Source organism: Saprospiraceae bacterium (assembly GCA_016712145.1).
GTDB lineage: Bacteria > Bacteroidota > Bacteroidia > Chitinophagales > Saprospiraceae > Vicinibacter.
Window position 1 is genome coordinate 1486853 of record JADJRO010000001.1, and the last position, 14114, is coordinate 1500966.

Genomic DNA, 14114 nt, shown 5'->3' on the forward strand with positions numbered 1-14114 from the left:
GTTGAAACAACCGGTTCACTTGTTTGAATAGGTGTCAGACTAATTGATCGTATAATCAATAGAGATGATTTTGAACTCCATGACATTGGAGTTGCTTGCTTCGATCGACTATTAATAAGTCCAACCAAAAGAAGTGATATGCACTTACTTTGCTTCATCGGTTTTTGAGCCTGGTTTTGGGTTACAGGTCCCAGCTTCGATGCAAAGGAAAACTATTGTTACTTATTTAACAAATTTTATATTGTATATTTTAAAAATAATGATATATTAATTTTTAATTAATATTAATATCCAATTATATGTTTGTAATATTACGATTTAATCAAATATGATAACAATTGCAGAAAAGCACCTTCTGCCTTGAGTCTGTACCCCTATACATTATAAAAATTCATAGGTAGGATCGATCAAAACACCTATGTTTTATCAATGAAGTATTTCGGTTATAAGGGTGACTATTCTTTGAGGGAACTATAACGCTTGTATTCAGCTTATTGCAATAAAACAAACTGAATAAATACGTTGTGGGGCTGACTAATTCAATTTACTCTTTAATCCAATTGACAATCGGATCACACAATGGACTTTCACGGTGGGCTATCATTCCAGCCCATTGTCCGTTTTTATCAATTAAGAATTTTTGAAAATTCCATTTGACCGGGGCATCTTGTACCCCATTTTCTTCTTTCGTAGTTAACCATTTATACAAAGGGTCTGTATGTTCTCCACTTACTGAAATTTTGGACATCATTTGAAAAGATACTCCATAGTTTTTACTGCAAAATTCTTTGATCTCCGTATTACTGCCGGGCTCCTGTTCCCCAAAATCATTTGAAGGAAAGCCAATAATCGTAAATTGTTCACCGCCAAACATCGTATACAGTTCTTCAAGTTCTTTGTATTGATGGGTATAGCCACACAAGGAAGCTGTATTTACAATAAGTACTTTTTTGCCTTTGAGTGTATTAAAATCAAATTCCTGGCCGTCAATGGTAAGCGCTTTAAAATCATAAAGTGTTTTTAGATTCATTTGTTGGGAATAGGATTGGTTAAGAAATAAAAAACCACAAGCAAAAAGTAAAATGTGTTTCATTTTTAAAAACATTAAATTGTGTAAATCAGAAGCCTTACAAACTAAACACGAGTGTCTTGTTAAAGTTTTTAAACTTAAAAATGAATCGCTCTGTAAATTTGAAAATTGGAATTAAAAATTAATACATTTTATTTCGCTGCTCCAGGACTGCTTCATTTGCCAGGTACTCATCAAAATTCATCAGTTTATCAATACAGCCATTGGGTGTGATTTCAATAATCCGGTTACACACAGTTTGTAAAAAAGTATGATCGTGAGAATTGATCAACACAATGCCATTAAATGCTACCATGTTTTCATTGAATGCCTGGATGCTTTCCAAATCCAGGTGATTGGTGGGTTCATCCAATAACAAGACATTGGGATTTTGCAACATCATCATGCTGAGCATAGAACGCACTTTCTCACCACCACTCAAAACTTTGCATTTCTTCATGACTTCATCGCCACTAAAAAGCATTCTACCGAGATAGCCTCTTAAAAACACTTCATCTACATCGGTATAACTTGCGGGAACATACTGACGCAACCAATCCATCAAGTTCAATTCGTTTTGAAAATGCTCACTGATATCCAATGGAAGATATGCCTTGGATATCGTGGTGCCCCAACTGTAGCTTCCTTCCGGAGCTTCCTTGGTGCCTGACAATACATCAAAAAAGTGATGGATGGCATTTTGGTTCTTGCTGATAATAGCTACCTTATCACCCTTGTTTAACACAAAAGAAATATCCTTGTAATATACCTGCCCATCTACCACGGCGCCAAGATGTTGTACATTCAGAATTTGATCTCCAACTTCCCGTTCCGGTTTGAAAACAATGCCCGGATATTTTCTGGACGAAGGATGAATCTGTTCGATGTTTAATTTTTCTAATGCTTTCTTCCGGGACGTTGCCTGTTTACTTTTTGATGCATTAGCAGAAAATCGGGCAATAAAATCCATCAACTCCTTTCTGCGATCTTCGACTTTTTTATTCTTATCTGATAGTTGTCTCGCAGCCAATTGGCTGGACTCGTACCAGAAACTGTAATTCCCAGTATACACCGCAATTTTTTGACGGTCCACATCTGCAACGTGCGTACAAACTGCATCTAAAAAGTGACGATCGTGACTTACAACCACCACAATGTTTTCATAATCTGCTAAAAAGTTTTCCAGCCATTTGATGGTATCAACGTCCAATCCATTGGTAGGCTCATCCAACAACAAAATATCAGGATTCCCAAATAAAGCTTGCGCCAATAACACACGCACTTTCAGATTAGACGCCACTTCACTCATTGAGTTGGAATGCATTGTTTCCGGAACTCCCAACGAACTCAATAACGTTGCAGCTTCACTTTCTGCTTCATAACCTCCGATTTCACCAAACTCTTCTTCCAGATGAGCTGCCTTGTTTCCATCTTCTTCACTAAAATCTGGTTTTGCATACAATGCTTCCCGCTCCAAAATCAAATTCCATAATTTTTTATGGCCCATGAATACCGTATTCAATACAGAATGATTATCAAACTCAAACTGGTTTTGTTTGAGTACTGCTAATCGCTCTCCAGGAGAAATATCTACGCTTCCTTTATTGGGAAATAATTCTCCGCTGAGAATTTTAAGAAAGGTACTTTTACCTGCTCCGTTGGCTCCAATAATGCCATAACAATTGCCTTTGGTAAAACTGATACTGACTTCATCAAATAAAATTCGTTTTCCATAAGCCAGGCTGACATTCGTAGTGCTGATCATTTTGCTGAAATATTTGTTTTTTCTAAAAAAATAAAATGGATTAAAAAATAATTTACACTAACAATTGAATTTCTTTTTTTACTGCAGAAAGTGCCTTATCTAAGATCGGTGTTGTTTTTGATGTAAATGGGTGATTAAAACATCTTTAGAGGTATTTAAATCTGTTGATATTAATTCATGACCTGTCCGATCAATTTCATTTAAAATTTCTTCTTTGGTCCATACCACTATTTCCCAAAGTTTTTCACTGACGTATAATTGTTGCACCAAATTGTGTTCAAACTCTTGTTGAATCCCCATAGAAAGCAATTCACAATATTCCGCTGGCTTTGATCCGGAAATTGGAAATCGAAGTACCAGGTTTGTGATTTTTAATCGCTCAAGAAATAGGGTAATGCGTTCATAAGCCTGCAATTTTAATGGCAAGCTGGTCTTATACCGCTCTTTATTTTGAAGAGTGTATAGTTTGATGCGCTCCTGCTCAAAATACTGTTTAAGTAAGAAATAGACCGTCAGAAAAACTACGGTTGATGGGAGGGTGTACTTCAAAACTTCAAAAAAATCATTCATTCCTATCAAATTGGCTGCAAATTTAATCAATTACAAGAGCTGGCTTTAATCCGTTTGTAAAGAACCAAAAGCCTTAACTTTGTGTTTAAATATTAAATACCTGTTTATGCAGACTGAAACCATCCTTGAAGCGCCCTTATCCATATCAGATGCCGCTATCAAACAATTGGAGCGCATCAAAAATGAGCAACAAATACCTGATAGTCATGGACTTAGAGTAGGTGTAAAAGGCGGAGGCTGTTCCGGCTTTAGCTATGTTATGGGATTTGACTTGGCTCAGGAAAAGATCAAATTTTTGAAATAGGTGGTTTCAAAGTTTTAATGGATAAGGCACATTCTCTTTATTTGGTCGGAATGCAAATTGACTGGGTAGAAGGTCTTAATAACCGTGGATTTACATTTGTTAACCCAAATGCAAAAGATACCTGTGGCTGTGGGCAATCCTTTTCAGCCTAAGCCGACTCAAACCCAAATGAAAGATTTATTTGATTTATTAGCACGGGCGATGATCGCAACGATCTCCCTTTTTGAAGCTTTTACTTCCGTATGGTTTATGCATCGTACCAAAGAAACCATGTTGGAATATGGACTTACCTGGAATCCTGACTTGCTGATCTACAGCACTGCCCTGGCCTTAGCGGTTGGAGGCATTTTCCTGTTGATTGGATACCGTCCTGCTTTAGCGGTTACATTATTACTACTCTATTGGGTCCCGGTTACCTTTATTGTGTACTCATTTTGGGATGATCCTCGTCACATACGCAATGTACAAGCGATCCACTTTATGAAAAATATTGCATTTATTGGTGGAATGATCCACGTATTAGTTTATGGCACTGGTAAATACAGCGTGCGTCGCTTTTTTGGCGTAACCAAATTACCAAAAGAGAAATGGTGATTCGTTTTTATTTCAGAGCTATTCAACAGCTTCCAAAAGCTTGGTTCCGATGTTTAGTTTTTATTTTGGTTATTGTTGCGACGCACTCCGCATCTGCCCAATCGTTGGGTAGTTTCCGTTTCGATACTGTAAAAATTCCGGATTGGCCTGCGATCCATTCGTTTGCTTATGCGGTTATGCCTCCCCATGTATTAATAATTGGAGGACGAAAAGATGGTATCCACGATAAAAAAACCGGATTTGAAATTACTTCCAACAATTCATCCATGTATTTATGGAATACCCAAACCAATCAAATCATTGAACAAAATTTAGATGGACTTCCGATTGAATTGTTTGATTTTCTTTCTGCTTCTAATGCTGAATTTGTGCAAGACAGTTCTTACCTCTACCTGATGGGAGGATATGCGCAATCAGTGCTGGGTGAATTCAAAACCTATTCTGTATTTGCACGATTTGATTTAAAAAATATCATATCAAGCATTCTCACAAAACAAGATATCAGCAATTCAATTAAATATGTGGTTGATGATACCTTCGCAATCGCCGGGGGTCAGCTTCGCATCCTGGATTCTATATTTTATTTAGTTGGGGGTCACTATTTTTCTGGAAAGTACAACGACGATGCGAGTAAAACAGTGCAACGTTATACCGATGCCTATCGAATGTTTAGCCTCCAAAATACACCCGACACTTTTTACATCAATACGCTTGCAGAAATTCGTAATGACTTTAATTTTCATCGCCGGGATTTTAATTTAAATCCCATCATCGATGAACAAGGGAATAAAAAATTGATGGTCTTCTCAGGGGTATTCCAATACAACATCAATCGACCTTTTTTAAATACGGCTCTTATTGATCGCACAACTTATGAGGAACGTTTTGATTTTGATCATAAACTGGCATCTTACACGTGTTCGAGAATAGGTCTCTACGATTCCATTAACAATGAATTTCATCAGGTTTTTTTTGGAGGAATGGCTGAATACTATAGAGACTCTTTAAACCAAATCGTGCAAGATCCGCTCGTTCCCTTTGTAAAATCTGTCAGTTGTCTTACACGCAAACACAACGGGCACTTTGAAGAATCCTTGTTGAAAGAAGAATTGCCCGGTTATTTTGGAACCAATTCTGAAATACTTTTAAGTCCGGATCTGCCATTGTTTTTTCAGGATATTGTTGATTTAAATAAACTTCCAAATGATTCAGTTTTCATCGGAACCCTTTTTGGCGGCATTTACAATCCAACCAACGAACGAAATCCCTGGGAAAAAGATCAGGCAAAACATACTATCAGCAATCCGTACTTAATAAAAATTAATTACATACCAGCTAGCCCGAATCATATTGGCAACTTTTATACACCAAAGAAAGATTTTTCATTTCAGGTGAATTCAAATTCTGCTACTGAAAAAATAAAAATTTATTTTAAAACCAAGACTGCTATTAAAAAGGCTTCTATTTGGATTCAGGATGCTCATGGACGAAGCTGTTATTTTAAAAATTTAACTTCTATTGAAAATCAACAAATCGAACTGGATTTTAAAAATCAAATGCCTGCAACGTATTTTATACGAATTCTGGCAAATGATTCTTTATTGTACGGAAATTCATTCCAGGTTTATAAATAATTAATTGGCTTCGGTTGGCCAAAATACATTTCGCAGGGAGTTGCCTGTCCAGGCTCCTAATAAAGCGGTTACACCGTAAATAAAACCTGTCAAAACCACCAGAATCGATGGTGCTACTCCTTGAAAAACACCTGAAATCATTTGTACCAGCGAATTGCTCCCATTCAACATTGCATAGATGCAATATGCCAAGCATACAACATAATAAATAATAAAATGCGAAACGATTTTAATTCCTGGTGAAATTTCGAACACCATACTGCAGCCCATTGCTAAAATAAAAACGGCAAACCAAAATGGAATAAACAAAGAAGCTATCGCCATTAAAATTGTTAAAATTAAAAATCTGGTTTTATTTTGATTCATTGCATTTAAATTGAATTAATTTATAACCGGAATTTAAATCCGGGATGGTATCTAAAAATTTAAGTTCGTAATAGTTTCCGGCTGACCAAGTATCAATCATTTCCATATAATGTGGACTGCCAGGATTCCCGGATTGTCCTCCCGGATAAATTCCATAAGCATTCATTTTTGTTTTTCCCAGTTCAACGATCATGCGCCAGGAAGGACCAAAGGTTTTAGCATGTGCATTGATGATGTCTGCAGCTCCGGAAGTTCTTACAGAAACTCCAAAAGATGGAATCTTTGCCAGATGTGAAATGCTTGCATCTTTATATGCGGCCCAATCTTTTACTTTTAGTTGATTGTTTGCATAATAGATTAAACTATCAAAAGCAAATTGCACGATTTCTTGTGCAGTTTCAATGGCAGGCGTTCTAACTAAATCAAAATAGCTACTCTTGGGTTTTAAACGCAAACAATTGATGGTGGATTCATCGGATGGAATCGCAACATATTTTTTAGTACTGTCGAGCAAGAGTTCATCCCAAACCATTTTATGAAAACAAGTAAACCAAACATCAAAATACACCGGCTCAATAGCTGTAGAATCGTAATTGTAATTCCAGTTTTTTAATTTGGTATAAATCGCTTGAGCATTTGCTGTCAATGTTGAAGAATCGATTTGCATTAACATGGCTGGTAATGCCGTTTCTGCCCGCAAACTGTAACTGTTGTATTGCAAGGCTTTCATATCCTCAACGCTCCAGCGATCCTTTTTTTCCAACAAACGATTTATTAAAGTTCCACGATAATCTCTAAAATCACCATTGTTGTAGTAATTTGGAAATGACAAATCCGTTGAGCGCTGATTTGCTGACGAAATAAATCCTCTGGAAGGATTCAATACTTTAGGTATTTCATCCATTTCAAGAAATCCTTGCCATGCATTTTTACTTTCTGATCCATCCAACACAAAACGTCCTTGCTGATTTTTTTTAATGGGCATCCTGCCTTGCACAGATATTGCAACATCGCCATTGGTTGATGCAAATGCAAAATTTTGAGCTGGATACGGAAATTGAGTAATTGCTGCCCGATAATCTGTATAATTTGTTCCCTTATTCAAATCAAAAAACGTATTCATCTCAAATTTATCAGATGGATCCTGAATGATCCAATGCATGGCTAAATCCTGTTTTTTTGATCCGGCATCTGTATAAACTACTGGACCCCATTTCGTCAATAAGACGGAATCAATAACATCTGGTTTTCCTTTTACTTTAATGACTTCAATGCGCGTTTCTGTTTGTATCCATTGACCATCTAATTCATACGCAGTTTTTGCTGCATCTTTCCATTTAATTTTATACCAATCCATCACATCCCAACCAGCATTGGTGACTCCCCAGCAAATATTTTTATTAAAACCAATGATGACTCCCGGTATCCCAGGAAATGTTACTCCATATACATTCATATCCGGTGTTTGAATTTGTTGTTCAAACCAAATGGAAGGCAAAGTCAATGATAAATGGGGATCATTGCAGAGAATTGGATTTCCGGTACTTGATTTAGTGGGACCCACTGCCCAATTATTACTTCCCAATCCAGCGTTTCCTTTTTCAGATTGCCAGTCAAAATTTTCAAATAAGCCAAAACTCGCGCTTGAATCTTTTTAATGGATTGAATGTAATCCCAGCTAGTTCCTTTTGGAATAACCGGATCTGTAAGTGAATCCATTTCCTCAAATAGAAAATTAAAATCTGCTCCAAAATAATTGCGGGCATTGGTCAATTCTATATCCATATCGCGTCCACACAAAACCTCCGACATGCTTTTATGAAATAAAGAAGATCTGTATGGACTCCAGTGTTCTGGTTTGTAATTCATTAATTTAAACTCAATGGGTAAATCTGCCTCGGATAATGTATTTAAATATGCATTAAATCCATCGGAATATGCCTGCACCATTTCAAAGGCTTCCGGACAACACCGCCAGGCTTCAACGCTCTTTAGCGCAGATTCTTTCAAGCCTTTTCGCCGTTTGTTTTTATCAAAATCAAGTGCTTTGGGACCAATGAGTTCTGAGATCCTTCCTTCTGCCGCGCGACTGGCAAAATCCATTTGCCACAAGCGCATCATACCATGCACATAACCTTGTATATAATAAGCATCCTTTGCAGATCGGGCGAAAATATGCGGGACCCATCGCTCATCAAAAACTACTTGCGAACTATCAGCCAATCCATGAATTGTCTTTGGAAATACAGCATCCGGATGCAAGACATTTTTCCAAAAACCAGTAGCAGGACTGAAAAATTTGCCAAGAGGTGGTAAACTCGAATCCCCAATTACTAAGGAACGATTTAATAAGATATACCAGGCAATCGAACAGAAAACTGGTATCAGTATTTTAAAAAATTTCATATAAAATTTTATCGGATAAAAAACCATTCTGTCGAACTGGATAATTCCGGATCGAAGGCATAGTTTTCAAAATTAAATAATTTAAGTGCTTCCGGCTTTGTCAGTTTATTTAAAATCAAATAGCGTACCATAAGCCCTCTGGCTCTTTTTGCAGTATAACTTACAAAGCGCAAGGTTTCATTCTTGTATTCTCTGAAATGAATGTGAATTACCGGCTGTTCAATTTTATTTAAATTTAAAACATCAAAATATTCCTGAGATGCTAAATTGATTAGGGCCTGGCTGTTGGTTTTATTTAAATCTTCTTGCAACAACGCTGTTACAGAATCACCCCAAAAACCGTATAAATTTTTTTTGCGATTTATTTTTAAGGGAATGCCCATTTCTAAACGATAGGCTTGCATTAAATCCAATGGTCTTAACAAACCATATAGGCCAGATAAAATTCGAACGTGATTTGCTGCAAATTGAATCTGCTTTTTATCCAAAGTATATGCGTCTAAACCTCGATATACATCGCCTGCAAATGCAAACATGGCTGGTCTCGAATTAGCAGGTATAAACGCTGGTGAGAAATTTTGATAGCGTTGAAAATTTTCAAGAGCTAATTTTTCACTAATATCCATTAGCTTCATCAATGCTTTAACGGATTTCTTTCGCAGTGCAGCTATTAAATCCATGGAACGATCCACCATCCGAGGCAAGTCATCGGATTGAATAGGAATGGGTGATTTATAATTCAGATCCTTGGAAGGGGATACAATTGCAAGCATACCAGTAATTCTGGTACATAGATACAAAATTATTGGATGCTTCTAATCCAATCCGGTTTTTAGAACATCAACTTATTAAAAAAATTTGACCCAACTCATTAGTAAACTAATCCTCATAAGAATACGATCGAATCGCTCCAAACTTAAATCCAAACGTAATGGTAAATGCTTGATAAAACGATTCCTGATTGACTAAGGGTGTCGGCGCATCAATGGTACCGTTGCCATCAAAATCTGAGTTACCCGTGCTGTAAGGTGCATAGGATTGATTAAAATTAGTACGACGGAATGAGAAATCCAGATAGCTCCGATTGCCACGATAGCCTACTCCTAAACTATATCCCGGATTGTATTCATCGACATTTTTATAAGCTTGTTGAATCAATTCATAACCTGCCCTGAAGCGGTATTTGCTTAAAGCCAGTTCACCTCCAAAACGGTATTGAATGCTTGGCTTGTATTGCTTTTTAATATCTGAATTTAATTGTTTTTCATATTCGTAATCAGAAGGATTGTCACTATCAGAGGTAAGATTGTATTTTGCAGTTGAAGGATCTACAAAATCAATATCGGCAGATAAGAAACCGTAAGTTCCAATGGCTGCAATGCTCAAAACCCATTGCATGGGCGTACGCAATCGATAATTAAATTCCCCATCCGGTGAATACGCAGTAAGACTAGTATCTCTCCTGCCATTGTAATAGGTATAGCTTAATTCCGTATTGAATTTATCTTTTAAACTCAAGACACCAGGTGATTGCCAGGCAACTCCAAATCGCAATGCCTGAATCGGTTTATAAATTAGGCCCAATCTGGCATTAACACCTGAAATTTCTGTTTCCAATTTATCCTTGAATTCAAGATCGATGAATGGAAGAAATTCATCCCGGGTTGATTCGTATTCTTTATACGTATTGTTGCGTTTAAAATTTCCAGTTGGAATATTAATTACGGCACCCAGTGCTAATTTTTCTTTGTAGTTTCCACCAAATCCGATTGAAAAATCATACATGCTTCCTCGGGTTTTCAATAATTGTTCTTTAGGGATTGCCGTTCCTGCATAGGCTAATAAATCGGTTGTATAAACAGTCTGATTTGGATTTCCAACCGGATCAAACAAGGCACCGGTTTCGTATGCAAGCCCTGCTTCAAAATCATCCAGATCATTCGGATCCAAACCGATCAATCCACTTTGAGTTGGGTCTAATGACAATTCTAAAAAACGATCTGTTATTGAGCCCGGACTCTTTCCTTTGAAATAGGTGTTTTGATTAAAATCCGCCACTTTAGCAATCTGCAATGAAAAACTTAAATTTTTCCAATTACTGCCTATTGGTTCATTAGTGATTACTAAACCCAATCCATTAAAATTAAATGTAGTCTTACCTTCATCATAACGATCATTTCCTGTGCCCTTAAGTATTGAATTGTTTTGGAAATAGGCAGGGCCCATTGAAATATAAAAATCTGATTTTCTAAATAAGCCTAATCCTGCAGGATTGATTCCGATAGCTCCAAAATCACCCCCCAAAGCGCCCATAGCGCCTCCAATTCCGTTTAATCGTGCAGTTGCTACCGAACGGGTTAAACTGTATTGTAGTGCTTCTGAAGCAGTTTGTGCGAAAAGAAGTTCACTCCAAATGAACAGCAATAACAAGGTGCCAATTTTAAATTTAGCCATTTAGCTTTTGTTGAATATTAATTAATCAGAATCCAGTTTGAAGGAATTTCATTCATCCTATCTGGGTGTGCGACGGTTTCCTCCCGAGGATGACTCTTTATTCGAATTTGATCCTGAATTGGAATTCGAATTATTAGGGGATCTTGATTCAGTCCGTTCCATTTTAGGTTGTGAAAATTCCGACCGTTCTCTTGGTTTAGATTCCGGACGTGGCATGGAAGGTGATTCCGATTGAAAATCGCGATGCGGTTTAAAGCGGTCCCCTTCTTCGCGTTCTTTGCGTTTAGGAGGCGCTGTATTATCCATTGGTTTAGGTTCAGATCGCTCTGGACGATACTCCCGTTTAGGTGGAGTCGTTTGTCTATCCGGTGCAGTCCGTTCGCCAGGAGTTTCTTTCGGTTTATAAGTATCTCTTCCTCCACCCCGTTCTGGTTTGGGTGTCTCGTTATTATTTCCTGGCAATTCTTTTCTTACTGAATTGCGTTCTGGTTTGTATTCCGGTCTTGGAGTATAGGAATCCCCATCGGCTGAACGCACCACCCGTTTTTCTGGTGAAGGTTTTACATGATCGCCTGGTAAATCCGTAAATACTTTTGGAGACGGATTGTACACACGAACAGGTCCTCTTTTAGAGGTATTGGTCAACCCAAATCCACGACTTCCTTTATAGGTCCCTTTTGGATTGTCATTATAACCGTTTCCATGGTGGTTGTTGTGGTAGTTGTTGTAATAATTTCCCCCATAGTAATAATTATTTGAGTAATAACTTCCCGGCCAATACGAATAGCTGTAAGGATTGCATCCCCAGCCATAATATCCATCCCAATAATTCCAATAATTATATCTCCATGGGCGGTAATGATAGCGGGTATAACTGTAATAGGGAGAATAATACCAGGACGCAGAGTAAATATCCCGTTCAAAAAACCAGGGATCATAACTAAAAGGATCGTAAAAATAATAATCTACATAACAAGGATCATAATAGGAGAATCCTCTATAGGGTCTGTGAAAGCGTTTGATGCGGGATGCATAATAATAATCCTGATCATCATATTCACTGTATTCATCATCATAGTCACCTGAATCTTTGTAAGATTCCTCTTGCTGTTTTGATTTTAAGTCATCTTCCGGACGAATTTCTTTCTCATTCGGTTTGATGGTTTCCTTATAATAGTTGTCTTCTTTACGAACTTTACTAGGATCGTAATACACATCATCAAATTGTGCTTTTATTCCTTGTGATATTAAAACTAAGAAACTTGCGAAAACGAGCTGTTGATACGTGTTTTTCATGGTTTTCTGTTATTTATGGTCTAATATATAGATAACGTCTGCAATTTATTACTTTTGTGTCCGGGCTTAGTTAAAATCCATTTAAGATTTCTTGTGTAATGGGTTAATTTTTTTAACATGCCCCCCCACATAGTTAAGACAGGGTATTTAGCATAAAAGTTTAATCATAAGACTTTTTAATATGGCAAAAGAAATCAGTACAAGAAGCGCGGATTATTCGCAATGGTACAATGACATCGTTTACAAATCCGGATTAGCAGATCAATCGGCCGTCCGGGGTTGCATGGTAATTAAACCGCATGGATATGCCCTTTGGGAAAACATGCGCGATATTCTCGACCGGATGTTTAAAGACACCGGACATGTAAACGCTTATTTTCCATTATTCGTTCCTAAAAGTCTGTTTGAAGCGGAAGAAAAAAATGCAGAAGGATTTGCAAAAGAATGTGCCATAGTGACCCATTACCGATTAAAAGCAGATCCAAATCAAAAAGGCAAATTAATGGTGGATCCGGATGCCAAGCTCGACGAAGAACTGGTCGTACGGCCCACTTCTGAAGCAATTATCTGGAATACCTATCGGGATTGGATCCAATCCTATCGCGACTTACCCATCTTAATCAATCAATGGGCCAATGTTGTGCGTTGGGAAATGCGAACCCGCCCATTTTTGCGGACTACCGAATTTTTATGGCAGGAAGGTCATACTGCGCATGCTACTGCAGCAGAAGCCATTCAAGAAGCTGAACAAATGCACGAAATTTATACACGGTTTGCTGAAGATTACATGGCCATTCCGGTCATCAAGGGATATAAAACTGCCAACGAACGATTTGCCGGTGCAGATGAAACCTACACCATTGAAGCCATGATGCAAGATGGTAAAGCCTTACAAGCCGGGACCTCTCATTTTCTCGGACAGAATTTTGCAAAAGCATTTCAAGTGAAATATTTGACCGATCAAAATAAAGAAGAATATGTGTGGGCTACTTCCTGGGGTGTTAGTACGCGCTTAATTGGTGCATTGGTAATGGCTCATTCGGATGATGATGGATTAATACTTCCACCAAAACTTGCGCCTCAACAAGTAGTAATCGTACCCATACCAAAGCCCAGCGAAGAAATTGAAGCGCATGCAAATTTATTGATGGATGCTTTTCGCGCACTAGGCATCCGCTGTTTTTACGATAAGGATGATAAAAATCGTCCGGGATTTAAATTTGCACAACATGAATTGAAAGGAGTTCCTGTGCGGATTGGAATTGGTGCCCGTGATCTTGAACAAGGAGTCATGGAAGTTGCTCGAAGAGATACCAAAGAAAAACAAAGCATTCCAACGAATCAAGTCGTAAGTCACGTTGCAGATTTGTTGAATGAAATCCAAAACAACATGTTTCAAAAAGCTTTAGCTTTTCGGGAAGAAAATTCTCATAAAGTAGATAGCTGGGATGAATTTGTAAAAATTCTGGAAGAGCGTCCGGGTTTCATTTACGCACACTGGGACGGTACCGATGAAACCGAAAATAAAATCAAAGAATTAACCAAAGCGACGATTCGTTGCATTCCATTGGATGCAAAAGAAGAAATCGGCACATGCATATTAACTGGAAAAGAATCTAAAAGAAGGGTGCTGTTTGCGAAAGCATATTGAAGTTT

Annotated in this window: 12 protein-coding genes and 1 pseudogene; 4 read left to right on the forward strand and 9 right to left on the reverse strand. The window is 37.7% G+C overall.

Features of this window, described 5'->3' with window-relative positions; translation table 11 throughout:
• Positions 1-544 precede the first annotated feature (544 nt).
• From IPK91_06345 to IPK91_06355, 3 genes are all read right to left on the reverse strand, one after another.
• Positions 545-1093: a glutathione peroxidase gene (locus tag IPK91_06345; GenBank protein MBK8296887.1), complete on the reverse strand. Its 549-nt coding sequence runs from the start codon at positions 1091-1093 to the stop codon at positions 545-547.
• 118 nt (positions 1094-1211) lie between these two features.
• A complete protein-coding gene (locus IPK91_06350) occupies positions 1212-2834 on the reverse strand; it encodes an ATP-binding cassette domain-containing protein (protein ID MBK8296888.1) in 1623 nt (540 codons plus the stop codon).
• Between the two features lie 99 nt (positions 2835-2933).
• Positions 2934-3404: a hypothetical protein gene (locus IPK91_06355; GenBank protein MBK8296889.1), complete on the reverse strand. Its 471-nt coding sequence runs from the start codon at positions 3402-3404 to the stop codon at positions 2934-2936.
• A 106-nt stretch (positions 3405-3510) separates the two neighbouring features.
• Here IPK91_06355 and IPK91_06360 point away from each other — a divergent pair.
• From IPK91_06360 to IPK91_06370, 3 genes and pseudogenes are all read left to right on the forward strand, one after another.
• Positions 3511-3860, forward strand: a pseudogene (locus IPK91_06360) (iron-sulfur cluster assembly accessory protein).
• 16 nt (positions 3861-3876) lie between these two features.
• Positions 3877-4302, forward strand: a complete 426-nt coding sequence (locus tag IPK91_06365) for a DoxX family protein (GenBank protein ID MBK8296890.1) — start codon at positions 3877-3879, stop codon at positions 4300-4302.
• Complete coding sequence (locus IPK91_06370) at positions 4296-5936, forward strand: hypothetical protein (GenBank protein ID MBK8296891.1); 1641 nt, start codon at positions 4296-4298, stop codon at positions 5934-5936. Before IPK91_06365 ends, IPK91_06370 begins: the two co-directional genes overlap by 7 nt.
• On the opposite strand, the gene IPK91_06375 is transcribed toward IPK91_06370, so the two are convergent.
• The 6 genes from IPK91_06375 to IPK91_06400 form a co-directional block, all read right to left on the reverse strand.
• On the reverse strand, positions 5937-6302 hold the full coding sequence (locus IPK91_06375) for a hypothetical protein (protein ID MBK8296892.1): 366 nt from the start codon (positions 6300-6302) through the stop codon (positions 5937-5939).
• A complete protein-coding gene (locus tag IPK91_06380) occupies positions 6289-7887 on the reverse strand; it encodes a penicillin acylase family protein (GenBank protein MBK8296893.1) in 1599 nt (532 codons plus the stop codon). Before IPK91_06380 ends, IPK91_06375 begins: the two co-directional genes overlap by 14 nt.
• Positions 7803-8708, reverse strand: a complete 906-nt coding sequence (locus IPK91_06385) for a penicillin acylase family protein (protein ID MBK8296894.1) — start codon at positions 8706-8708, stop codon at positions 7803-7805. Before IPK91_06385 ends, IPK91_06380 begins: the two co-directional genes overlap by 85 nt.
• 8 nt (positions 8709-8716) lie before the next feature.
• Positions 8717-9481, reverse strand: coding sequence for a peroxide stress protein YaaA (gene yaaA / locus IPK91_06390; GenBank protein ID MBK8296895.1), 765 nt, complete (start codon positions 9479-9481; stop codon positions 8717-8719).
• A 106-nt stretch (positions 9482-9587) separates the two neighbouring features.
• On the reverse strand, positions 9588-11162 hold the full coding sequence (locus tag IPK91_06395; protein MBK8296896.1) for a hypothetical protein: 1575 nt from the start codon (positions 11160-11162) through the stop codon (positions 9588-9590).
• Positions 11163-11219: 57 nt separating this feature from the next.
• Positions 11220-12458, reverse strand: coding sequence for a hypothetical protein (locus tag IPK91_06400; GenBank protein ID MBK8296897.1), 1239 nt, complete (start codon positions 12456-12458; stop codon positions 11220-11222).
• A gap of 181 nt (positions 12459-12639) precedes the next feature.
• On the opposite strand from IPK91_06400, the gene IPK91_06405 reads away from it, so the two are divergent.
• On the forward strand, positions 12640-14109 hold the full coding sequence (locus tag IPK91_06405; protein MBK8296898.1) for a proline--tRNA ligase: 1470 nt from the start codon (positions 12640-12642) through the stop codon (positions 14107-14109).
• Positions 14110-14114: the final 5 nt, after the last annotated feature.

Excerpts from the sequence above, each read along its gene's own strand:
- IPK91_06370 (MBK8296891.1), top strand. The coding sequence starts at position 4,296 with ATGGTGATTCGTTTTTATTTCAGAGCTATTCAACAGCTTCCAAAAGCT.
- IPK91_06385 (MBK8296894.1), bottom strand. The coding sequence starts at position 8,708 with ATGAAATTTTTTAAAATACTGATACCAGTTTTCTGTTCGATTGCCTGG.
- IPK91_06400 (MBK8296897.1), bottom strand. The coding sequence starts at position 12,458 with ATGAAAAACACGTATCAACAGCTCGTTTTCGCAAGTTTCTTAGTTTTA.
- IPK91_06365 (MBK8296890.1), top strand. The coding sequence starts at position 3,877 with ATGAAAGATTTATTTGATTTATTAGCACGGGCGATGATCGCAACGATC.
- IPK91_06350 (MBK8296888.1), bottom strand. The coding sequence starts at position 2,834 with ATGATCAGCACTACGAATGTCAGCCTGGCTTATGGAAAACGAATTTTA.
- IPK91_06355 (MBK8296889.1), bottom strand. The coding sequence starts at position 3,404 with ATGAATGATTTTTTTGAAGTTTTGAAGTACACCCTCCCATCAACCGTA.
- IPK91_06395 (MBK8296896.1), bottom strand. The coding sequence starts at position 11,162 with ATGGCTAAATTTAAAATTGGCACCTTGTTATTGCTGTTCATTTGGAGT.
- IPK91_06375 (MBK8296892.1), bottom strand. The coding sequence starts at position 6,302 with ATGAATCAAAATAAAACCAGATTTTTAATTTTAACAATTTTAATGGCG.
- yaaA (MBK8296895.1), bottom strand. The coding sequence starts at position 9,481 with ATGCTTGCAATTGTATCCCCTTCCAAGGATCTGAATTATAAATCACCC.
- IPK91_06405 (MBK8296898.1), top strand. The coding sequence starts at position 12,640 with ATGGCAAAAGAAATCAGTACAAGAAGCGCGGATTATTCGCAATGGTAC.
- IPK91_06345 (MBK8296887.1), bottom strand. The coding sequence starts at position 1,093 with ATGAAACACATTTTACTTTTTGCTTGTGGTTTTTTATTTCTTAACCAA.